Source organism: Streptomyces sp. NPDC021019 (genome assembly GCF_044333295.1).
GTDB lineage: Bacteria > Actinomycetota > Actinomycetes > Streptomycetales > Streptomycetaceae > Streptomyces.
Genome location: NZ_JBIRQR010000001.1, coordinates 1,679,391 through 1,700,171, shown reverse-complemented (window position 1 = coordinate 1,700,171; position 20,781 = coordinate 1,679,391). Strand labels below are relative to the sequence as shown.

At 73.9% G+C, this 20,781-nt stretch carries 21 protein-coding genes; 8 read left to right on the top strand and 13 right to left on the bottom strand.

The features are described from left to right. Window positions 1-22: 22 nt before the first annotated feature. The 3 genes from ACH4RG_RS07930 to sigE form a co-directional block, all read right to left on the bottom strand. Window positions 23-1,894 carry a trypsin-like peptidase domain-containing protein gene (locus ACH4RG_RS07930; protein WP_398539259.1) on the bottom strand — a complete coding sequence of 624 codons (1,872 nt, stop codon included), beginning with the start codon at window positions 1,892-1,894 and terminating at the stop codon, window positions 23-25. 89 nt (window positions 1,895-1,983) lie between these two features. Next, on the bottom strand, window positions 1,984-3,033 hold the full coding sequence (locus ACH4RG_RS07925; protein WP_398539258.1) for a zf-HC2 domain-containing protein: 1,050 nt from the start codon (window positions 3,031-3,033) through the stop codon (window positions 1,984-1,986). Further along, on the bottom strand, window positions 3,030-3,791 hold the full coding sequence (gene sigE / locus ACH4RG_RS07920; protein ID WP_329355902.1) for an RNA polymerase sigma factor SigE: 762 nt from the start codon (window positions 3,789-3,791) through the stop codon (window positions 3,030-3,032). Before sigE ends, ACH4RG_RS07925 begins: the two co-directional genes overlap by 4 nt. A 178-nt stretch (window positions 3,792-3,969) precedes the next feature. On the opposite strand from sigE, the gene ACH4RG_RS07915 reads away from it, so the two are divergent. Next, the gene (locus ACH4RG_RS07915) at window positions 3,970-4,635 is read left to right on the top strand and encodes an O-methyltransferase (protein ID WP_397921626.1); all 666 of its coding nucleotides are present in this window, start codon (window positions 3,970-3,972) and stop codon (window positions 4,633-4,635) included. A 151-nt stretch (window positions 4,636-4,786) separates the two neighbouring features. Here the strand turns inward: ACH4RG_RS07915 and ACH4RG_RS07910 are convergent, their stop codons facing one another. Next, the gene (locus tag ACH4RG_RS07910) at window positions 4,787-4,954 is read right to left on the bottom strand and encodes a DUF3117 domain-containing protein (RefSeq protein ID WP_003966491.1); all 168 of its coding nucleotides are present in this window, start codon (window positions 4,952-4,954) and stop codon (window positions 4,787-4,789) included. Window positions 4,955-5,269: 315 nt separating this feature from the next. Between ACH4RG_RS07910 and ACH4RG_RS07905 the strand changes: the two genes are divergently transcribed. Then, window positions 5,270-6,082 (top strand): enoyl-CoA hydratase/isomerase family protein, encoded by an 813-nt coding sequence (locus tag ACH4RG_RS07905; protein ID WP_398539257.1) that lies wholly within the window; start codon window positions 5,270-5,272, stop codon window positions 6,080-6,082. Window positions 6,083-6,089: 7 nt separating this feature from the next. Here ACH4RG_RS07905 and ACH4RG_RS07900 read toward each other — a convergent pair whose 3' ends face one another. Both ACH4RG_RS07900 and ACH4RG_RS07895 read right to left on the bottom strand, forming a co-directional pair. After that, complete coding sequence (locus ACH4RG_RS07900; RefSeq protein ID WP_397921630.1) at window positions 6,090-6,686, bottom strand: DNA-3-methyladenine glycosylase I; 597 nt, start codon at window positions 6,684-6,686, stop codon at window positions 6,090-6,092. Next, window positions 6,683-7,135 carry a cell division protein DivIVA gene (locus ACH4RG_RS07895; RefSeq protein WP_398539256.1) on the bottom strand — a complete coding sequence of 151 codons (453 nt, stop codon included), beginning with the start codon at window positions 7,133-7,135 and terminating at the stop codon, window positions 6,683-6,685. The genes ACH4RG_RS07900 and ACH4RG_RS07895 overlap by 4 nt, the downstream gene beginning before the upstream one ends. Before the next feature lie 75 nt (window positions 7,136-7,210). On the opposite strand from ACH4RG_RS07895, the gene folP reads away from it, so the two are divergent. After that, the gene (gene folP / locus ACH4RG_RS07890; RefSeq protein ID WP_397921634.1) at window positions 7,211-8,083 is read left to right on the top strand and encodes a dihydropteroate synthase; all 873 of its coding nucleotides are present in this window, start codon (window positions 7,211-7,213) and stop codon (window positions 8,081-8,083) included. A gap of 265 nt (window positions 8,084-8,348) precedes the next feature. Here the strand turns inward: folP and ACH4RG_RS07885 are convergent, their stop codons facing one another. Together ACH4RG_RS07885 and dapE are read right to left on the bottom strand one after the other, a co-directional pair. Beyond that, complete coding sequence (locus ACH4RG_RS07885; protein WP_265599499.1) at window positions 8,349-9,134, bottom strand: TIGR00730 family Rossman fold protein; 786 nt, start codon at window positions 9,132-9,134, stop codon at window positions 8,349-8,351. Between the two features lie 107 nt (window positions 9,135-9,241). Then, the gene (gene dapE / locus ACH4RG_RS07880; protein WP_398539255.1) at window positions 9,242-10,321 is read right to left on the bottom strand and encodes a succinyl-diaminopimelate desuccinylase; all 1,080 of its coding nucleotides are present in this window, start codon (window positions 10,319-10,321) and stop codon (window positions 9,242-9,244) included. A gap of 62 nt (window positions 10,322-10,383) precedes the next feature. On the opposite strand from dapE, the gene ACH4RG_RS07875 reads away from it, so the two are divergent. Both ACH4RG_RS07875 and ACH4RG_RS07870 read left to right on the top strand, forming a co-directional pair. Then, window positions 10,384-11,310, top strand: a complete 927-nt coding sequence (locus ACH4RG_RS07875; protein WP_398539254.1) for a hypothetical protein — start codon at window positions 10,384-10,386, stop codon at window positions 11,308-11,310. A 289-nt stretch (window positions 11,311-11,599) separates the two neighbouring features. Further along, window positions 11,600-12,085 (top strand): ATP-binding protein, encoded by a 486-nt coding sequence (locus ACH4RG_RS07870; RefSeq protein WP_397921641.1) that lies wholly within the window; start codon window positions 11,600-11,602, stop codon window positions 12,083-12,085. A 132-nt stretch (window positions 12,086-12,217) separates the two neighbouring features. Here the strand turns inward: ACH4RG_RS07870 and dapC are convergent, their stop codons facing one another. Both dapC and fdxA read right to left on the bottom strand, forming a co-directional pair. Then, entirely contained in the window at window positions 12,218-13,312 is a 1,095-nt protein-coding gene (gene dapC / locus ACH4RG_RS07865; protein ID WP_397921643.1) for a succinyldiaminopimelate transaminase, read from the bottom strand. A 219-nt stretch (window positions 13,313-13,531) separates the two neighbouring features. Then, window positions 13,532-13,852 carry a ferredoxin gene (gene fdxA / locus ACH4RG_RS07860; RefSeq protein WP_018956287.1) on the bottom strand — a complete coding sequence of 107 codons (321 nt, stop codon included), beginning with the start codon at window positions 13,850-13,852 and terminating at the stop codon, window positions 13,532-13,534. Window positions 13,853-13,969: 117 nt separating this feature from the next. Here fdxA and ACH4RG_RS07855 point away from each other — a divergent pair, with 117 nt between their 5' ends. The 3 genes from ACH4RG_RS07855 (at window position 13,970) to ACH4RG_RS07845 (ending at window position 16,843) form a co-directional block, all read left to right on the top strand. Continuing rightward, window positions 13,970-14,998 (top strand): GNAT family N-acetyltransferase, encoded by a 1,029-nt coding sequence (locus tag ACH4RG_RS07855; RefSeq protein WP_398539253.1) that lies wholly within the window; start codon window positions 13,970-13,972, stop codon window positions 14,996-14,998. A gap of 75 nt (window positions 14,999-15,073) precedes the next feature. Further along, window positions 15,074-15,955 carry a tetratricopeptide repeat protein gene (locus ACH4RG_RS07850; protein WP_397921647.1) on the top strand — a complete coding sequence of 294 codons (882 nt, stop codon included), beginning with the start codon at window positions 15,074-15,076 and terminating at the stop codon, window positions 15,953-15,955. Window positions 15,956-16,237: 282 nt separating this feature from the next. Next, a complete protein-coding gene (locus tag ACH4RG_RS07845; protein ID WP_397921649.1) occupies window positions 16,238-16,843 on the top strand; it encodes a LuxR C-terminal-related transcriptional regulator in 606 nt (201 codons plus the stop codon). Here ACH4RG_RS07845 and ACH4RG_RS07840 read toward each other — a convergent pair. From ACH4RG_RS07840 to ACH4RG_RS07830, 3 genes are all read right to left on the bottom strand, one after another. Further along, the gene (locus ACH4RG_RS07840) at window positions 16,812-18,740 is read right to left on the bottom strand and encodes an ATP-binding cassette domain-containing protein (RefSeq protein WP_398161259.1); all 1,929 of its coding nucleotides are present in this window, start codon (window positions 18,738-18,740) and stop codon (window positions 16,812-16,814) included. The two genes, ACH4RG_RS07845 and ACH4RG_RS07840, sit on opposite strands and share 32 nt — an antisense overlap. Beyond that, the gene (locus ACH4RG_RS07835; protein ID WP_398161261.1) at window positions 18,737-20,548 is read right to left on the bottom strand and encodes an ATP-binding cassette domain-containing protein; all 1,812 of its coding nucleotides are present in this window, start codon (window positions 20,546-20,548) and stop codon (window positions 18,737-18,739) included. The genes ACH4RG_RS07840 and ACH4RG_RS07835 overlap by 4 nt, the downstream gene beginning before the upstream one ends. A gap of 74 nt (window positions 20,549-20,622) precedes the next feature. After that, entirely contained in the window at window positions 20,623-20,754 is a 132-nt protein-coding gene (locus ACH4RG_RS07830) for a SapB/AmfS family lanthipeptide (RefSeq protein WP_003966507.1), read from the bottom strand. Window positions 20,755-20,781: the final 27 nt, after the last annotated feature.

Sequence of the window (20,781 nt, the reverse complement as noted above, 5' to 3'; positions counted from 1 at the left end):
GGGCGGTACCTCGCGGTGGACGTCACGTGCCGCTCGCCGAGCCGAGCGTCAGGGTCACCGTCCGCTCGTCGCCGCCGCGGGTCAGCTTGAGGTCGAGCTCGTCGCCGGGGCGGTGGGCCCGGATCTTCACGATCAGCTCCTCGCCGCTGTGCACCCGCTCTCCCTCGACCTGGGTGATGACGTCGCCGGAGCGGATCCCCGCCTTGGCCGCGGGGCCGTCCTTCGCTACGGCGGGCGCGCCGTCTGCGCCCTCCGTGCCGACCTTGGCGCCGTCGCCGGTGTACTTCATGTCCAGCGTGACGCCGATGACCGGATGGGTGGCCCTGCCGGTGCTGATCAGTTCCTCGGCGACGCGCTTGCCCTGGTTGATGGGTATCGCGAAGCCGAGGCCGATGGAGCCGGACTGGCCGCCCGCCTCGGGGCCCCGGGCGCTGTCGGCCGCGCGGATGGCGCTGTTGATGCCGATCACGTGGGCCTGGGTGTCGACCAGCGGCCCGCCGGAGTTGCCCGGGTTGATCGGGGCGTCGGTCTGGAGGGCGTCGACGTAGCTGATGTCGCTGCCGTCGCCCTTCTCACCACCCGCGGTGATCGGCCGCTGCTTGGCGCTGATGATGCCCGAGGTCACCGTGTTGGACAGGTCGAAGGGGGCGCCGATGGCCACCACCGGGTCGCCGACCTGGACGTTGTCGGAGTTGCCCAGGGGCAGGGGCTTGAGCCCGGAGACCCCGCGGACCCGGACGACCGCGAGGTCGTAGCCGCTGTCCTTGCCGACGAGCTCGGCGGAGGCCGTCTCGCCGCTGCTGAACGTCACGGTGATGTCCCCGCTCGCCCCGGCGGGAGCGACGACGTGGTTGTTGGTGAGGATGTGACCCCGGCCGTCGAGGACGAAACCGGTGCCCGTGCCGGACTCGGCGGTGCCGCTGACGTGCAGGGTGACCACGCTGGGCAGGGCGCTGGCGGCGATGCCGGCGACGCTCTCGGGGGGCCGGTCACCGTTGTCGCGGCCCGCCTGGGGCAGCTCGACGGTGGTCAGGCCGCCGTTGCGCTCGATGTACGCGCCGACGCCGCCGCCGACGCCACTGGCGACCAGGGTCAGCAGGAGCACGCCCATGAGCGCACCGCCCCGGCGCTTCTTCCCGCGGCCGGGTTCGCTGCCCTCGGGGGGCCCGGGCCGGGTCAGCGGCTGCCCCGGAGCGCCCCACGGGTCGTACTGGAGCCACTGCGTGTGCTGCTGCGCGTGCGGTTGCGGTACGGGGTGCTGCCCCGGGTGCTCGGGGGCTCCCTGGGGCAGTCCGGGGGCTCCTTGCGGCGGGTGCTGTGCGTGGGCGGCGGGCGCCTGGTGCTGCGCGTGGGGCCCCGGGGGCGGGAAACCGTCGGCGGACTGGGCGTGCGGGGGCGGGAAACCGTCGGCGGGCACGGATCGCGGCGCCGGGGCGGACGCCGACGCGGGGGCTGCCGGGATTCCGCCGCCGTTCGTCGCGGCGTACTGCGGGGCCGGTGCTCCGGCGCCCGGCGGTACGACGGTGCCGTGGGCGGGGGTGGGCCGCTGCACCGGCGGGGCGGGCGCCCAGGGGCCGGGGCCGCCGTAGGGCGGGGTGCTGTACTCGTCGGGCTCGTGCAGCGGGGTCCCGGACGGGCGGGGCCCCGGAACGTCCTGGCTGCCGTGGACCGCCGCCCGGCCGACGGCGTCGGAAGGCGGAGCCGGGGTCGCGCTGTCCGGAGCCGGGGTCGAGGCGGCGTCCGGGGGCGTGGCCGGGGGCGTCGGCTCCCGGTCCTCGGTCGGCGGAGCGTCCGACGGGGCCGGCCCGCTGTCCGGCTCCGTGTGGTCGGCGCGCCCCGCCGGGGGGCGGCTCCACCACTTCGCCTGCGGTCCGGTGGGCTTTCCGTCGTCCATGCTCTCCCCGCAACTGGCCTCTGTACGCCCCACCGAGGCGTCCCTCACCGGAATTCAACCAGGTTTGCGAATCCCCGCGCAGGGTCCGGTCAGGGCCGGGGGGAAAGCGGGCTCGCCAGATCGTTGGCGGGCGGCCCCGAGGGAACCGGGGAGGGGCCCGTCGTCGGCGCCGCACCGGTGCCGAGGGCTGCCGCCAGCAGCGGGGTACCGGGCGCCGCCGGGCGTATCAGCGGCGACACGGACACGTTCAGCACGGGGAAGGTGGAGGGGTGCCCGCCCGAGGTCTGGACGCCGAACAGCGGCGGGGCGGTCGACGGCCCCTGCCGGTTCGCCGGAGGGGAGCCGGCCGGAACCATCGGTGTCGCACCGGTGAGTGTCGAGGGCACCCGGTTCGTCCCGGCGGAGGCCGTGCCGGACGCGGGCCGCTCGGCCGCCCGGCCGTCGCCGGTCACCACGAGGGCGCCGCCGCCCCGGCGGCTGACCGCCTTCGCGCCGTTCTCGGCGCGGGTCGCGGCGTCGAGCGGGGTGGCGTTGTTCCCGGCGCCCTCGGCGCGCAGGGAGGATTCGGGGCCGGAGTCCAGCGGCAGGGTGCCGCCCAGCGCGATGGCCGCGAGGGAGACGGCGCTGGCCGCGGCGAACGCGAAGCGCCGCCCGCGCCAGGGCGAGCGGTCCGCGTCGCGGGCCACCTCGTGTATGCGGAAGACCGAACCGGAAGCGGGGCCGCCGGGCAGCACGGCGGTGGAGCCGTGGGGGGCGGGGAGGTATCCGAAGCCGTCCAGGGAGGAGGGTGCGGTGTCGGCGCGGGTGCTGCCGCCGGAGGGCCGCAGCCCGGGGAAGAACTCGTCGGCGAAGGGCCCCCGGCCGCCGAACGGCCCGGAGGAACCGGCGTCGTCACCGCCCGGCCCCCCGGGAAGGCCCTGTAGCCGGGCCAGGAAGCCCTCGGAGGGCGAGGGTGAGGCCGACGTGGCAAAGGCGCTCTTGAGGCGGCGCTGGGCATCGGCCTCGGCCTTGCACTTGGCGCAGGTCGCCAGGTGGGCCAGGACCCGCTCACGGGCGTCGTGTTTCAGCTCGCCGTCGACCAGCGCGGCGAGTCGGTCCCCCAGATGCGCTTCCGCGGGGGTGGGTCCTGTGCCGCTCACGCCGTTCCGCCCTCCCCTGCCAAAACCGCGTCCGCCAGGGAGCGCTGCTCGGCGCGGGCCTCGGGCGAACGGTGCTTGAGCGCCTTGCGCAGGTGCGAGCGGCCGCGGTGGATGCGGCTGCGGACGGTGCCGAGCTTCACCCCGAGAGTGGCGGCGATCTCCTCGTAGCTGAGACCCTCGATGTCGCAGAGGACCACGGCCGCACGGAACTCGGGCGCGAGGGTGTCCAGCGCCTGCTGCACGTCGGCGTCGAAGTGGGTGTCGTTGAAGACCTGCTGCGGGGACGGCTCACGGCTCGGCAGGCGCTCGGCCGCGTCGTCGCCGAGCGAGTCGAAGCGGATGCGCTGCTTGCGCCGGACCATGTCCAGGAAGAGATTGGTCGTGATGCGGTGCAGCCAGCCCTCGAAGGTGCCGGGTGTGTACGTCGACAGCGAGCGGAACACCCGGACGAAGACCTCCTGGGTCAGGTCCTCGGCGTCGTGCTGGTTTCCCGTCAGCCGGTAGGCGAGGCGGTACACGCGGCCGCTGTGCGTGCTGACGATCTCTTCCCATGAGGGCGGGGTCCACGCCTGAGAATCCGCATCAGAGGCGAAGGTCGCGGTCGTTGCGGAGTCTTCGGAAGAACGGTCAGCAATGTTGGTCACGGATTTCGGCTCACCGGCCGACCTGAGGAGACGCCGCAGCATCCCTCCCCGGTCCACAGGCGCAGCCGCACCTCCCCTATCGGCTCTGGTGGTGTCCAGTGGAGCCCCTACCATAGCCACCTCGCCCGTTAGCTCCGGATAAGCCTTTTTCCCTGCTGGGGCCGGGCGTCAGCCCGGGACTTCCCGCAGCTCGCCGGTCCGATCCGCGGACCCGGTCACTGCGCTTTCCCCACGTCATGCACAACGCCCGGTCCCATCTGCGGGTTCCCGGGTCCAGCGGATACAGTCACCGTTGCGCCAACTACGGGGTCAGGAGAGGGTCATTACCGCCAACCGGCAGACGAGCTGGGCGTTCGCCGACGCCTTTGTCGCCGAGGACGAAGCACTGCACGGGGCCCGGGAGCGGGCCCGCGAGCTGGGGCTTCGCTCGGTGTCACCGGGCACCGGCGCTGCGCTGCGCCTGCTGGCAGCCGCAGCGGACGCCAAAGCGGTGGCGGAGATCGGCACGGGCACCGGCGTGTCCGGCATGTATCTCCTGCACGGGATGCGGCCGGACGGGGTCCTGACCACGGTGGACCCCGAACCCGAGCGTCAGCAGTTCGCCCGGGCGGCGTTCCGGGAGGCGGGCTTCGCCACCAACCGGGCCCGGTTCATCCCCGGCCGCGCCCTGGACGTCCTGCCCCGGCTCGCGGACGGCGGTTACGACCTCGTCTTCTGCGACGGCGACCGGCTGGAGAGTCTCGACGTGCTCGCTGAATCGTTGCGCCTGCTGCGCCCCGGCGGGCTGGTCTGCTTCGAGGGCGTCTTCGCCGACGGCCGCACGGTCGACTCCGCGGCCCAGCCGGCCGAGGTGCTGCGGCTGCGGGATCTGCTGCGGGCGGTGCGCGAGAGCCAGGAGCTGATGTCGACCCTGTTGCCGGTCGGCGACGGCCTGCTCTGCGCGGTCCGGCGCGGCTGAGCGCGAAGAGCCCGTGATGAGCGCGGGGAACTCCGTGGTGAGCACGGAGAACCCCCGTGAGCGCGGAGATCCCCGTCAGGACGCACCACTGCCCGGTACGGAATCTACGGATTCCGTACCGGGCAGTGGTGCAGGTGATGGGCGTTCCGCGTCAGCCGACGACCTTCTTCAGCGCGTCGCCGAGCGCATCGGCCTCGTCCGGAGTCAGCTCGACGACAAGCCGACCGCCGCCTTCGAGCGGAACGCGCATGACGATGCCCCGCCCCTCCTTTGTCACCTCGAGCGGGCCGTCGCCCGTCCGCGGCTTCATGGCCGCCATGCTCGTTCCCCTTCCTGAAACCAGCTCATCGCAACCGGCGGCCCCATGACAGGCGCTGCCTCACCGGCATCGAACACATTGCTTCTTCGCCATTATCCCGCATCAATGACCCCGATGACCAACATCGGTCTGCATCGCTTGCGCAACGCGCTCTCTCAAAACCACCCAATTCGGCGATCCGGCTGCGATACTGCGCCGCCCCGGACCCCCGGGGGAGAGCCAATTGTTAGACGCAGGTCACATCTCTGCCCAGCTCCGGATCGGCCATGCTTGCCTGCAGTGGCAACGATGCCCGCGCAGCGAGGGGATACCGGAATGGCCGACGAGCCGACGAACACCGTCCTGTACGACGTGAGCGAAGGTCTCGCGACGATCACGATCAACCGACCCGGTGCGATGAACGCCATGAACACCGCGGCGAAGGTCGCGCTGAGGGACGCGCTGCTGGCGGCATCGGCGGACGCGGGGGTCAGGGCGGTGCTGCTCACGGCCACCGGGCGCGCCTTCTGCGTCGGCCAGGACCTCAAGGAGCACGTCGCCACGCTCTCGGCCACCCGCGAGGCGGGCGGCGGGAACGCGCTGAGCACGGTGCGGGAGCACTACAACCCGATCGTGCGGGCGATCACGGAGATGGCGAAGCCCGTCGTCGCCGGGGTGAACGGCGTCGCGGCGGGGGCCGGGTTCGGATTCGCGCTCGCGGCCGACTACCGGGTGGTCGCCGACACCGCCTCCTTCAACACCTCGTTCGCGGGCGTCGCACTCACGGCGGACTCGGGCGTGTCCTGGACGCTGCCCCGGCTGGTCGGGCAGAGCCGCGCCGCCGATCTGCTGTTCTTCCCGCGGTCGATCTCCGCGCAGGACGCGCTGGAGCTGGGGATCGTCAACCGGGTCGTCCCAGCGGCCGAGCTCGCCGAGCAGGCGGCGGCGGCGGCCCGGGCCCTGGCGGACGGCCCCACGGTGGCGTACGCGGCGTTGAAGGAGTCGATGGCGTACGGCGCCGGGCACACGCTCGCCGAGGCGCTGGAGAAGGAGGACGAACTCCAGACCCGGGCGGGCGCGTCGCAGGACCACACCATCGCGGTGGAGGCGTTCCTGGCCAAGGAGAAGCCGGTCTACCTGGGGAAGTAGCCGCGGCTCAGCGCGGCGCCGCCCCGCCGCCGCGCGCCACGCAGTCCGCGAGGTGGTCGTCGACCAGTCCGCAGGCCTGCATCAGCGCGTAGGCGGTGGTGGGGCCGACGAAGCGGATCGAGCGCTTCTTCAAGGCCTTGGCGAGCGCGGTGGACTCCGGAGTGACGGCCGGGACGTCCGAGAGGCTGCGCGGGGCGGGCCGGCCGGCCGGATCGGGGGCGTACGACCAGATCAGCTCGTCCAGCTCCCCTTCCCGCCACTCGGCGAGCACCTTGGCGTTGGCGAGGGTCGCGTCGACCTTGGCCTTGTTGCGGATGATCCCCGGGTCGGCCAGGAGCCGCTCCCGGTCGGCCTCGGTGAACTTCGCGACCGCCTCGATCCGGAATCCCTCGAACGCGGTACGGAAGGTCTCGCGGCGACGCAGGATCGTGATCCAGGAGAGCCCGGACTGGAAGGCCTCCAGGCAGAGCCGTTCGAACAGGGCGTCGTCCCCGTGGACCGCCCGGCCCCACTCGGTGTCGTGGTAGGCGAGGTAGTCCTCGGCGGACAGGCCCCAGGGGCAGCGCAGCCCGCCGTCGGGTGCGGCCACGGCAGCGCCGCTCATCGCCCGTCCTCCTCGGCACGGTCCTGGACGCCTTCCCGGCCGGCCCGTTCGGCGGGGCGGTCGCCCGGCTGCTCGAACAGGTCCGTGCCCGTCGTCACCGCGGCCGCCTGCACCCCGGCCAGGGCGGATTCCAGCTCGGCGATCCGGGCGTCGCGCTCGGCCAGTTCGGCGCCGAGCCGGGACAGCGCCTCGTCGACGTCCACCATCCGGTAGCCACGGGGGGCCATCGGCAGGCGCAGCGCCTCGATGTCCGCGCGGCCGACCGGGCGGGTCGCGGGCAGCGGATCGGTGAACCGGTCGGGCGGGACGTCCTGGAGCACGGCGCTCCCACCGCCTCCGACCACCGCGAGGGTGACCGCGGTGACGACCACGACCATCGTGAGCAGCAAGAACCAGAACACGCGCATCTCCCCGGGGGCGGAAACCTCGTCCGGCTCCGATCGTGCCATGCGGCACGGACAAGTCGGGGCCGGCCCGACAAGGCCTTAGGGTCGCAGGCGGGCTATCTGAGGAGGAAGAACGGGATGCGAAGCGGTGCACTCAGGCTGGGGCGGCGGGAATTCGGACCGCACGAGCCGGTGATCATGGCGATCGTGAACCGGACCCCGGACTCCTTCTACGACCAGGGCGCCACCTTCGGGGACGAGCCGGCGCTGGCCCGGGTCGACCGGGCGGTGGCCGAGGGCGCCGCAATCATCGACATCGGCGGGGTGAAGGCAGGTCCCGGCGAGGAGGTGAGCGCCGAGGAGGAGGCGCGCCGTACGGTCGGGTTCGTCGCCGAGGTCCGCCGCCGCCACCCGTCCGTGGTGATCAGCGTGGACACCTGGCGGCACGATGTCGGCGAGGCGGTCTGCGAAGCCGGGGCCGACCTGCTGAACGACGCGTGGGGCGGGGTCGACCCGAAGCTGGCGGAGGTCGCCGCGCGGTACGGGGCCGGCCTCGTGTGCACGCACGCGGGCGGCGCGGAGCCGCGGACCCGGCCGCACCGGATCGCGTACGAGGACGTCATGGCGGACATCCTGCGGGTGACCGTGGGGCTGGCCGAGCGGGCGGTGGAGCTCGGGGTGCGACCGGACGGGATCATGATCGATCCGGGGCACGACTTCGGGAAGAACACCCGGCACTCGCTGGAGGCGACGCGGCGGCTCGGGGAGATGGCGGAGACCGGGTGGCCGGTGCTGGTGTCCCTGTCCAACAAGGACTTCGTGGGCGAGACGCTGGACCGGCCGGTGAAGGAACGCGTCATCGGCACGCTGGCGACGACGGCGGTCTCGGCGTGGCTGGGGGCGCGGGTGTACCGGGTGCATGAGGTGGCGGAGACGCGGCAGGTCCTGGACATGGTGGCGTCCGTCGCCGGGCACCGGGCGCCTGCCGTGGCGCGGAGGGGGTTGGCGTAGGTCGCCGCCTGCCCGCGGCGGGTGGGGGCCGGGGCGCTGTCCCCGGCCCCCGCTCCTCAAGCGCCGGAGGGGCTGGTGCCGATGCCCTCAAACGCCGGGCGGGCTCGGGGTGGCCGGGCCGGCCGAGTGTTCCGACCGGCCCGGAGGCCCCTCACGTCAAAGACGTCCTCAATCGCCGGACGGGAATCGCCGGACGGGCTCGAAGTTGCCGGGCGGGTCCGAGGTGGCCTGGCAGGCTCGAAGGGGAGGGCGGGCCTGAAAGCGGCTAGCGGCCGACCTCCTTCGTGACCAGCGTCACCGCCTCCTCCACGTCGTCCGTCACGTGGAAGAGCAACAGGTCCTTCTCCGAGGCCTTGCCCTGGGCCACCACCGTGTCGCGGAGCCAGTCGATCAGGCCGCCCCAGTAGGCCGTGCCGAACAGGACGATCGGGAAGCGGGTGACCTTGCCTGTCTGGACGAGGGTCAGCGCCTCGAAGAGTTCGTCCAGGGTGCCGAGGCCGCCGGGCAGAACCACGAAGCCCTGGGCGTACTTCACGAACATCGTCTTGCGGACGAAGAAGTAGCGGAAGTTGACGCCGATGTCGACGTGCGGGTTGAGGCCCGACTCGAAGGGCAGCTCGATGCCGAGGCCGACCGAGACGCCCTTGGCCTCCCGGGCGCCCTTGTTGGCGGCCTCCATCGCGCCCGGGCCGCCGCCGGTGATCACCGCGAAGCCCGCGTCGACCAGCGCCTTGCCGAGCTGGACGCCGGCCTCGTACTCCGGCGATCCGTCCGGGGTCCGGGCCGAGCCGAAGACGCTGATCGCGCTCGGCAGTTCGGCGAGCGCGCCGAAGCCCTCGACGAACTCCGACTGGATGCGCATCACCCGCCAGGGGTCGGTGTGCACCCACTCGGAGTCGCCCTCGGAGTCCAGCAGCCGCTGGTCGGTCGTGCCGGGCTGGACCTGCTCCCTGCGGCGCAGGACCGGGCCCAGCCACTGTTCCTCGGGGCTGACCGCGCCCTCGGGAACCTCCGCACCCTCGGGGATCCGTGCGTCTTCGGCGTTGCCCATGTTCCGCTCCCTCCACCGACCCGCGTCGCGCTGGGTCGTGTCGTACTGCGTACGGCCAGCCTAGATCGGCGGAGGTTACGTACGGGGGAATGCCGTACGTCGGGCGGTCAGCCGGTCAGCCAGGAGCGCAGCCGGTCCTCGCAGTGGGTGATCTTCGCGACCGCCACGTGCTCGTCGCGCTTGTGGGCGTACATCGGGTCACCGGGTCCGTAGTTCACCGCGGGGACGCCGAGCGCGCCGAAGCGGGAGACGTCGGTCCAGCCGAACTTGGGCCGGGCGGTGCCGCCGACGGCTGTCATGAACGCCTGGGCGGCGGGGTGGGACAGGCCGGGCATGGCGGCGCCGGAGTGGTCGTCGATGACGATCTCGGCCACGCCGCAGTCGGCGAAGACCTCGCGGACGTGGGCGATGGCCTCCTCCTCGGTGCGGTCGGGGGCGTAGCGGTAGTTGACGACGACGGTGCAGGCGTCCGGGATGACGTTGGTGGCGACGCCGCCCTCGATGCCGACCGCGTTGAGGCCCTCGCGGTATTCGAGGCCGTCGATGACCGGGCGGCGGGGCTCGTACGCGGCGAGCTTCGCCAGGATCGGGGCGGTGGCGTGGATCGCGTTGGACCCCATCCAGCTGCGTGCGGAGTGCGCCCGCTCCCCCGTCGTACGGAGGTGGACCCGCAGGGTGCCCTGGCAGCCGCCCTCGACCTCGCCGTCGGAGGGCTCCAGCAGGACGGCGAAGTCCCCGACGAGCCACTCGGGGTGGGCGTCGGCGATGTGGCCGAGGCCGTTGAGGTGAGCGGCGACCTCTTCGTTGTCGTAGAAGATGAAGGTCAGGTCGCGGTTGGGCTCGGGGACCGTCGCGGCGATCCGGAGCTGGACGGCGACGCCGGACTTCATGTCGGAGGTCCCGCAGCCCCAGAGGATCCCGTTCCCGTCGAGGCGGGAGGGGACGTTGTCGGCGATCGGCACGGTGTCGATGTGCCCGGCCAGGACGACGCGCTCGGCGCGGCCCAGGTCCGTGCGGGCTACGACGTTGTTGCCGTGGCGGTCGACGGTGAGGTGGGGCAGGGCGCGCAGGGCCGATTCGATCGCGTCGGCGAGGGCCGTCTCCTCCCCGCTGACCGAGGGGAGGTCGACGAGCCGGGCGGTGAGCGCCGGTCCGTCCAGGGTGAGGTCAAGGGTGCTGTCGGCCATGGACCCGACCCTAAGGGACTGGGGTATCGGCCCCCGGCCGTACCCTCCAGTACGGTGGGCCCGTGCCCAGGACAGCCAGCCCTCGCCGACGACGCCTCCTCCGCTACGGGGCCGCCCTCGCCGTGCTCGCGGCGCTGGGCGGATATCTGGCCGTGCAGTACGACTCGTCCGGGTCGAAGAATCCGCCGCGCTGTGTGGTGGAGGCGAAGGACGGGGACGGGGACGGGACGCAGCGTTACGAGATGAGCCTCGCCCAGGCCGTCAACGCGGCGACGATCTCCGCGGTGGGCACCACCCGGGGCATGCCCGAGCGGGCGGTGACCATCGCGCTGGCGACCGCGCTCCAGGAGTCCACGCTCCGCAACATCGACTACGGCGACCGGGACTCGGTGGGCCTGTTCCAGCAGCGGCCCTCGCAGGGCTGGGGCACCGTGGAGCAGATCATGGACCCGGTGTACTCGTCGGAGAAGTTCTACGAGGGCCTGGCCGAGGTGCCGGGCTATTCGCGCCTCCCGCTGACCGTGGCCGCGCAGCGCGTGCAGCGCAGTGGGTTCCCGCAGGCGTACGCGAAGCACGAGCCGGACGCCGCGCTGCTGGCCGCCGCGCTGACCGGCCGCGGGCCGGCCTCGCTGAACTGCACCCCGTCGACGGCCACGGCGGACGGCCCGGGGGACGCCGCGCGGGTGCGGACCGAGCTGGTGCGCGCCTTCGGCAAGGACGTGCTGCCCGGCGCGGTGGCCGCGGGCGCGTCCGCGGCGTCGACCGTCTCGGTGCCGGTCCCGGCGGCCGCGGCGCGGTCCGGGGGCAAGGGCGCTCCGCAGCGCGGCTGGGAGCTGGCGCACTGGGCAGTGGCGCAGTCCGAGGCCCTGCGGATCGAGCGTGTGAGCTACGCGGACCGGGTCTGGGAGGCCGGTTCGGGCTGGCGGACGGAACGCGCGAAGGGTAAGGAATCGGGCACGACGGCGGTCAGGATCCAGGTCGTTCAGTAGTACGCCCCGTCACCCGTACGGGCCCCGGGGGCATGACTCCGGACGCTTTCCGCGGGCCTCCTCGCAACGTCGGGGGCCTGCTCCGATTCCCTTGCCGCCCAAGGGAAGTTACGGTTCATCGGGCAGCGGCGGTATGGATCGTTTGCCCGGGTTCTTCCGATGCGGATAATCGGACCCCTTACTCAGTCTTTACCTTCGCCCACCGCAACCTCCCCCTCCCCCGAAGCGGTTGTCAGTGCGTCCGATCACCGGACAGACAGATTCGTGCACCACCCGCTGAAGGAGCATCATGTCCCTCCCCCTGACCCGTCGGATCGCTCGTGCCGCGCTGCTGATCGCCGCAGGCGCGGCCCCCGTGGTCGGTGCGGCCGGCGTCGCGAGCGCCGCAGATCTCCCGGCGACCCCGGACCTGGGCGGACTGACCGCGCTGGACGGCGCCGGTCTCGGCGACACCGTGGACGGCGCCGTCCAGCAGGGCACCCAGGCGGCCGGCGAAACCGGCGGCCGCCTCGTCGGCACGGCGCTCCCGGCCGCGGGCAAGACCGTCGGCACGTCCGCCGGGGTGGCCATCCCGGCCGCCCAGGAGACCGTCGGCCAGGCCGCGGGCAACGCGGGCCGGGCCGTGGGCGGCGTGGCCGAGGCCGCCGGCGGCGGCCTCCCGACCGACGCGGTCACCCGGGGCGGTCTGCCCACCGACGCGCTCGGCGGTGGCCTGCCCACCGACTCCCTGACCAAGGGCGGCCTCCCGCTGGGCGGTCTGCCGATCGGCGGCTGATCTCCACCGCGGCACCGCAGCACCGCAGTATCGCGGCACCGCGTCATCGCAGCACCAGAAACGCGCCGAGGGCCTCGGGAGTGCGCACTCCCGAGGCCCTCGGCGCGTCGCGTCGCCAGGCCACGCCCTGAGTCAGGACAGGCGCTTGACCGCCGCCGCCACCCGCTCGTCGGTCGCGGTGAACGCCACCCGGACGAAACGCGCGCCCGCCGGGCCGTAGAAGTCGCCGGGCGCGACCAGGATGCCGAGCTCCGCGAGGTACGCCACGGTCTCCCAGCACGGCTCGTCGCGGGTCGCCCACAGGTAGAGGCTCGCCTCGCTGTGCTCGATCCGGAAGCCGTGCGCCTCCAGCGCCGCGCGCAGGGCGAGGCGCCGGTCCGCGTAGCGGGCGCGCTGTTCGGACACGTGCACGTCGTCGCCGAGCGCGGCGACGGTGGCAGCCTGGACGGGAGCGGGCGTCATCATCCCGCCGTGCTTGCGGATGAGCAGCAGCTCGCCCAGGACGGCCGCGTCGCCCGCGATGAACGCGGCCCGGTATCCGGCCAGGTTGGAGCGCTTGGAGAGCGAGTGGACGGCGACGATGCCGTCGTGGTGGCCGCCGCAGACGTCCGGGTGGAGCACGGATACCGGCTCGGCGTCCCAGCCCAGCTCCAGGTAGCACTCGTCGCTGAAGACCAGCACGCCGTGCTCGCGCGCCCAGGCGACGATCCGGGTCAGCTCGTCCTTGGGCAGCACCTTGCCCGTCGGGTTGGAGGGCGAGTTGAGCCAGAGCAGCTTCAGCCCCGCCGGGTCCAGCTCGGTCGGGTCGTCGTAGACGACGGGCTCCGCGCCGCAGAGCCGGGCGCCGACCTCGTACGTCGGGTAGGCGAGCCGGGGGTAGGCCACCCTGTCGCCCGCTCCGAGCCCGAGCTGCGTCGGCAGCCAGGCAACCAACTCCTTGGAACCGACGACCGGCAGTACGTTGGCGTGGGTCACGCCGACCGCGCCGAGGCGGCGCTCCACCCAGCCGGTGAGCGCGTCCCGCAGGGCCTCGGTACCCCACACCGTCGGATAGCCGGGGCTGTCCGCGGCGGCGACGAGCGCCCGCCGGATCAGCTCGGGAACCGGGTCGACCGGGGTGCCGACGGACAGGTCCACGAGGCCGTCCGGGTGGGCCTGGGCCGTCGACTTGTAGGGCGCGAGCCTGTCCCAGGGGAAGACCGGGAGGCGGGAGGAGACTGCGGACACGGCGCTCTGCTTTCTCGGGTGTTCTCTACGGGGCGGCGGAACGGGCGCGCGGTGACGGGCCCCCGGTACGGAGACCCGCTGACGGCCCCGGCGCTGCCGGGGCCCGATGGCGGCCCCCGCGCCACCGGGGCCGCTGGTGGTCCCGGAGGTACGGGAAACGCCTCGGCCCCGCACGGTGACAAGCCGTACGGGACCGGGCCGCGCGCGTGGTGCCGCCGTTTACTGGTTCTGCGGCGGCAGTGCGGCGATGAACGCGTGGTCGCGCTCGATGAGACCGAGCTTCGAAGCACCGCCCGGAGAGCCGAGGTCGTCGAAGAACTCGACGTTCGCCTTGTAGTAGTCCTTCCACTCCTCCGGAGTGTCGTCCTCGTAGAAGATCGCCTCGACCGGGCAGACCGGCTCACAGGCTCCACAGTCGACGCACTCGTCCGGGTGGATGTACAAGGACCGCTGGCCCTCGTAGATACAGTCGACGGGGCACTCTTCGATGCAGGCCTTGTCCTTCACGTCGACACAAGGCTGCGCGATGACGTAGGTCACGCTGTCGTTCCTCCTCGGTAGGGCGTTGGCTCTCGCGCGGGAGCGCGGCGTCGTCGATGCCCGCCTCTAGTATCTCCGTTCTCGGGCACGATCCGAACAGGAGGGGCGGACAGAGCTGTGGAATTCACCATCGGCGGACGGCTGGAAGTCAGCATCACACCCGCTGACGTGGGCAAACGGGTGTCCGTTCGGCGCCGGACGGACGGCGGGGGCACGGGCGCGCAGTTCACCGACGTGGTCGGGGTGCTCACATCATGGAACGACGATGTGCTCTCGATCACACGAAAGAGCGGCGAATCCGTCCACATCGTGGAATCCTCCTTGGTCGCGGGCAAGGTCGTTCCCGCCGCCCCGGCCCGCCGTCGCGGTCCCGCCGCCTCCTTCGGGGAGCTGGCCTCCGTCACCGCGCGCGCCTGGCAGCCCGTGGAGAGCGAGGCGCTGGGCGACTGGCGGCTGCGCGCCGCCGGGGGCTTCACCCGGCGTGCCAACTCCGCGCTGCCGCTCGGCGATCCGGGGCTGCCGCTCGGCGAGGCACTCGAACGGGTCCGGGACTGGTACGAGGAGCGGGGCCTGCCCGCGTACGTCCAGGCGGCGACCGGGGCCGAGGGCACGCAGGAGCTGCTGTGCACGGAGTTGGAGCGGCACGGCTGGCGGCGCGAGGTCTCGGCGGAGGTGCGGATCGCCGCGCTGGCGCCGGTCGGTGACCTTCGGGCGGAGGTGCGGGCGGTCCGTCTGACCCGCGAACCGGACGCGGCCTGGCTCGCCCGCTACCAGCGTTTCTCCACCCCCGGCCCCCCTGTGCTGCGGGTGCTGGGCAGCGGCCCTTCGGTCTGGTTCGCCACGGTGCCGGGGTACCCCGGGGACGCAGCAACCCCGGACGCGGATCCGGCCGCCCCGCCGGCCGCGATCGGGCGGTGTGTCGTGGACGGCCGTTGGGCGGGGTTCATGGCGGTCGAGGTCGCTCCGGAGCAGCGGCGGCGTGGTCTCGCCACCAGCGTGATGGCCGCGCTGGCGCGCCGGGCACTGGAAGAGGGCGCTTCGGCGGCCTGGCTCCAGGTCGAGGAGGACAACGAGGGCGCGCGGGCGCTGTACGACGGCATGGGCTTCGCGGCCCACCACCGCTACCACCACTACCGCTCGGCGTGACGGGCGCCGGTGGCCCCGCGCCGGGTCCTCCGGCGGATCGACGCACGTGAGCAGGGACAGGAACATGGGTCGCATATGAGCGCGCTGGATCCCGGAACGGCCGAGCGGCGGCGGCAGTTCGCCGAGGAGGCCCGGTCCGAGCGGCCGGACCTCGCCCTCCTCTGTCTGCTGCTGGGCGCGGAGGCCGGACCGGTGGGCCCGGCCGAGGTCCGCCCGGTGACTCCGGGGGAGGCCGTCCCCGACCCGTACGGCATCGACGCCGCGCAGATCGAGCTGGACCGGCTGGCCGGGCTGCTGCCGTACGGTTCCCGCTCCCCCGCCGCCTGGGCCTCGGCGCTGGCCGGACTGCTGGGCGGGCGCTGCGGCTTCGGCGGCTCCTCCGTCGACTACCAGCGGCTGGACTCCTCGCTGCTCCAGCAGGTGCTGCGCCGCCGCAGGGGCCTGCCGATCCTCTTGTCGGTCGTCTGGATCGAGGTCGCCAGGAGGGCGGGCGCACCGGTGTACGGGGTGGCGCTGCCCGGTCACTTCGTGGTCGGTTTCGGCGATCGGGAACACCCGGTGCTGGCCGATCCGTTCGCCGGGGGCGCGCCGCTGACCGGGCAGGACGCGGAGCTGCTGGTCGCGGGGGCCACCGGAGCGGCCCTGGAGCCGTCGATGATGACGCCCGCGCGGCCGCTGGAGATCGTGCTGCGGATCCTGAACAACGTCCGGGCGTGGGCGGCGGCCCGGCCCGAGCGCACGGACGTGGCCCTGTGGGCGGTGGAGCTGTCGCTGCTCCTGCCCTCGCATCCGGCCCGACTCCGCTTCGAGCGCGCCCAGCTCCTGGTCCAGCGCGGTGAATTCCTGCGCGGGGCGGCGGAGATGGAGGAGTATGCGGAGATCCTCGACGGGATCGAGCCGACGACGGCCGAGAACATCCGGCGCAAGGCCCACGCCGCGCGCGCCCTGCTGAACTGAACCGGCCGTCCGGCGGGAGCGCGGCCAAAATCCGCCCCGCCGACGTCCCTTCGCCGCCCTTCCGGTGCCCGTGGGGTGGCGAGACGGACGGGTCCGCGAGCGATGTGCGCTCCCGTCTTGCATCCGAACGCCCCCTTCCGCGCCCAACGGGGGCGGTATTCAGCCCGTTTGTCGGCGTACGCGAATGCCCATGCGCTCAACTGGATACCCGTCACCGGATGCTTACGGCCCGTCGCGTCCCGCGCCGGGCGGGGCCGGAAGAGAGAAGCTGAGGGCAGACTGATGACAACCGTGCTGCTGGTCCACACCGTGCCGTTGTGGCGCGCGTCGCTGGCGTCGCTCCTCGGCACGGGGCGGGGGATCGAGGTCCGCACCGCCGAACGCGGTGCGATACGTGCCGCGCTGAGCGCGCCGGGTCCCGATGTGCTCCTCACCGACCTCGACTGTCCGGGCGTCATGGACGTCCTCGACGAAGTGAAGACGATGACCACACCGCACGGCGAGCCGTTCCCGCTCGCCGTGCTCACCCGTAGCGACCGGCCGAGCGGCCTGCGACGGGCGTACGAGGCGGGAGCGCTCGGCTACATCGACAAGTACCGCCCGGTGGACGACCTGTCCGAGGTGATGCACAAACTGGCGGACGGGGGACGGCATATCGACGAGTCGCTGGCTTTCAGTCTTCTGCAGGTGGCCGACATGCCGTTGTCGCCGAGGGAGTTGAGTGTGCTCTCGATGGCCGAGGGGGGCGACACCGTGGCCGGGATCGCCGGTCGGCTGCACCTGACGCCGGGGACGGTCCGCAACTATCTGGCCGCCGCCATACGGAAGTCCGGGGCGCGCAATCGGCTGGACGCGATCAGACGGGCGAAGGAGGCGGGGTGGATCTGATGCCGCGCCGCCCCTTCCCTTCCTCGTCCTCCGGCTCCCAGAGGCCGGCCAGGTCACGGTAGAGGGCGCAGGATCCCAGGAGTTCACCGTGGGTGCCGCACTGGGTGCGCGGGCCGTCCATCACCAGGGTCCGTCCGGCGCGGCGGGCCGAGCTGAGCCGGTGGGCGACGACGACGAGCGCGCCCGGCAGGGCCCCGAACGCCAGCTCGGCGCGGGTCTCGGCGGCCGGGTCGAGCCGGCTGGTCGCCTCGTCGAGGATCAGCAGCGGCGGGGCGGCGAGGTAGGCCCGGCCCAGGGCGATCAGCTGCCGTTCGCCCTGGGAGAGCCGGTCCGGTTCGACGGCCGCGTCGAGGGAGCCGAGCCGGGAGAGCAGCGCGTCCAGGCCGAGCGCGTCCGCCATGGCCGCGATCTCCCGGTCCCGGGCGTCGGGGCGGAGGTAGCGGAGGTTGTCCCGCAGCGAGCCGCTGAACACGTAGGCGTGCTGGGGCAGCAGGACGCGTACGGAGGTGGCGTCGGCCGGGCGCGCCGGCCGCCCCCGCCACCGCACCGCTCCCCCGGTGGGCCGCTCGGTCCCGGCGAGGACGGCGGCCAGGGTCGACTTGCCGCTGCCGCTGGGGCCGACGACCGCGAGGTGCTCCCCCGCCCCGATCGTCAGGGAGAGCCGGTCCAGGACGGGCTCGGCGCCCGGCCCGTACGCGAAGCTGACCGCGCGGAGCTCGGCGACCGGGGTCCCGCGTGGCGGTGGGGCGGCCTTCCGGGCGGGCGGTGGCGGGTCGTCGGCGGGCGGCGGCGGCGCGTCCGTGAACCGGTCCAGGACCACGACGAGCCGGCCCCCGGCGGTGCCCAGCATGGTCATCAGCGCCTGTACGGCGGGGGCGAGCGCCTGGGTGAGGTAGGTCAGCGCACCGACCAGCGCGCCCGGCGTGAGCCCGTTCCGCAGCAGCCAGGGCGCGCCCAGGAGCAGCAGGAGCGGCGGAAACCGGCCACAGACCGCGAGGGCCAGCACCCGTACGCCCGACCAGCGGGCCAACGAACGGGAGGCGGCGAGCTGCGCCTCCGCGAGGGTCCGGGACTCGGCCACCGTCCGCCCGGCGGCCCCGGCGGCCGCGATGTCGCGTACGGAGGCGGCGAGCAGGCCCGCGTGGGCGGCGAACGCCTCGTCGGCGGCGAGGTAGTCGCGCTGGCGGGCGGCCATCGGCGGCAGGGTGCCGAGGAACAGGGCGGCCCCGAGGACCAGCGGGGGCAGCACGATCAGCAGGAGGGCGGGCGAGAGGGCCAGCAGGCCGGTGACGGCCCCGGCCGCCGTGAAGACGAACGAGCGGAGCGTCAGGACGAGCCCGGCCCAGCCGTCGCGCGCGATCTCACTCTGATGAGTGACCTGCGACAGGGACCTGGTGCTGACGTCGCCGGCCCGGTCGAGCGCGCCGGACAGCGCCCGGGACACCGCGCGCCGGACCAGTCCGTCACGCAGCGGCTCCACGAGGTCCGCGAGCCGGCCGAACACCCCGCGGGCGGCGGGCACGGACGGCAGCACGGCGAGCGCGGCGACGGCCAGCCAGAGGAGGCCGGTCCGCGGGCTTCCGGCGAGGAAGCCGTCGTCGAGAGCGCGGGCGACGCCGAATCCGCCGAGGAAGGTCTGGGCGAACTCCAGCAGGGACCAGCCCGCCAGCCGCAGGATCACACCGGTCCGCGCCCGCAGGAAGGGCCGGGCCGCACGGCCGACCCGCCGCAGCGACGTGTCGCGGCGGGGGCGAGCGCCGTGCCGCTGCCCGCCGCGCCGGGATTGTCCTCCGCGCTCCGGCGCGACGCTCCCGGGGCGGGCCTCGTCCTGGGCGGCGCGCTGCGGGCGAGCCTCAGGTCGCCCGTCGGGCCGGGGGTGAGCCCTGTCGGCCTTCACCGGGCCTCCGCTCCGGCGGTCGGCGTCACGGGCGTACGGCTGGCCGGCGTACGGCTCGCGGGCGTACGGCTCGCGGGCGCGGCGTCCTCGGCGGGGGTGTCCGTGCTGCTGTCCGTGCGGAAGACCGCCCGGTAGTCCGGGTCCGCCCAGAGTTCGTCGTGGCGGCCGGTCGCGCGGATCCTGCCGTCCTCCAGCCAGGCGACCCGGTCCGCCCGCGCTGCCGAGGACAGCCGGTGGGCGACGATGACGCGGGTGCAGTGTCCGGCCCGCGCGTCGAGTGCGCGCCGGACGTGGTGCTCGGTCACGGTGTCGAGGCTGGACAGCGCGTCGTCGAGGATCAGCAGCCGGCCGGGGTGGGCGAACGCGCGCGCCAGGCCGAGGCGTTGGCGTTCGCCTCCGGACAGCGGGGCGTCGGCGACCGGCGTGGCGTAGCCGTACGGGAGCAGCGCGAGGAACCCGTCGGCGCGGGCCGCCCGGGCGGCGTCGCGTACGGCTTCGGGCGACGCGGTCCAGGGGCCGTAGGCGATCGTGTCCTCGACGGTGCCGCCGAGAAGGGCCGGGCGGGCGAAGGCGTACGCCACCTCGCGGCGCAGCCGGGCCGGTTCCATGCCGTCCATCGGGACGCCGTCCAGCAGCACGCTTCCGGTGTCCGGGTCGAGCAGCCGCCCGGCGACCGCGGCGAGCACCGACTTTCCGGAGCCGGAGCGCCCGACGACCGCCAGGGAGGTGCCGCCGGGAACGGTGAGGTGGATGCCGGCCAGCAGCGGGCCGCCGTCCTGTTCGACGCCGATGTCCCGGAGTTCGAGGTGTCCGGGGGCGTCGGGCGCCGGGCCCAGGCCTCGGTGCGGCAGCGGTGCGAGGGTGAGCAGGGGCTCCAGGCTCCGGGCGGCGGCGCGGCTGCGGGCGAGGGCGCCGAGCGCGCCGGTCAGGGCGCCGATGCCGACGGCGAGGCTCGCGTAGCGGGAGGCGGCGACCAGGTCGCCGACGCCGATCGCGCCCGCGCCGAGCCGGAGGCCGGCGACCGCCAGGACCAGCAGCATGAGCAGGGGCAGCAGGAGGCCGCTGGTGCCGACGGCCCGCCCGTACACGGACCAGGTGCGCCTGCCGTGTTCGGCGAGGGCGGTCAAGGGTTCCAGGACGCGGCGGTGCTCACGTGCGCCGGTGCGGGCGGCACGGATGGTGTCGGCTCCGTCGAGGGCCTCGGTGAGCCGGTGGGCGATGAGCGACTGGGCGCGCTGGTAGTCGGCCCCGGCGTCGGCGGTCCGGCGGGTGAAGGCGCGCAGCAGGGCGACGAGGAGGGGGGCGCCGAGGAGGAGGGCGGCGGCCGTCCAGACGTCGATGAGGAGGAGGCCGACGAGTGCGCCGAGCGGCAGCAGGACGCCGGAGACGGCTCCGGCGGCGGTGACGGGCGCGGAGGCGGCGTCGGCGGTGCGGGCGGTGAGCCGGGCCGTGAGGTCGCCGGTGGGCAGGGCGAGGGCGCGGCGGGGTTCGGCGGCCAGGATTTGGGCGGCGGTGCGGGTGCGCAGGGACGCGGTGAGCCGGGCGGTGGTGCTGGTGCCGGTCACGGCGGACGCCGCGTCGAACCCGGTCTCCGCGAGGGTCAGGGCCGCGCAGAGCAGCAGTCCCGACCAGGGGACGGGGCCGCCGGCGACGAGCCGGTCGACGGTGTGGCCCAGGGCGGCGGGCAGGGCGAGGGCGGCGAGGGCCCCGCCGGTGGAGCAGAGGAGGAGCCAGAGAAGGGCCGCCGGGTGCTGCCGGGCGAGCCGCCGGATGCCGGACTCCGTGCCCGGGCGTGGGTGCAGCCGCACGGGGTGGCCTTTCTGCGCGCACGTGGGCCGGCCGGCCCACCGGTGAGGAACACCGATGGGCCGGCCGGTGCGGGTCACGGGGTGCAGAGGACCACGCTGAGCGAGCTGTACTCACAGACCAGCAGCGAGACCTGGCTGCCCGTGGCGAGCTCGCCGAAGGAGTCCTCGGCCGGGGTGTCCATCGCCTGAAGGTCGAGAAGCGCCATGATGTGTCCTTTCGGGGACGTTGGTGG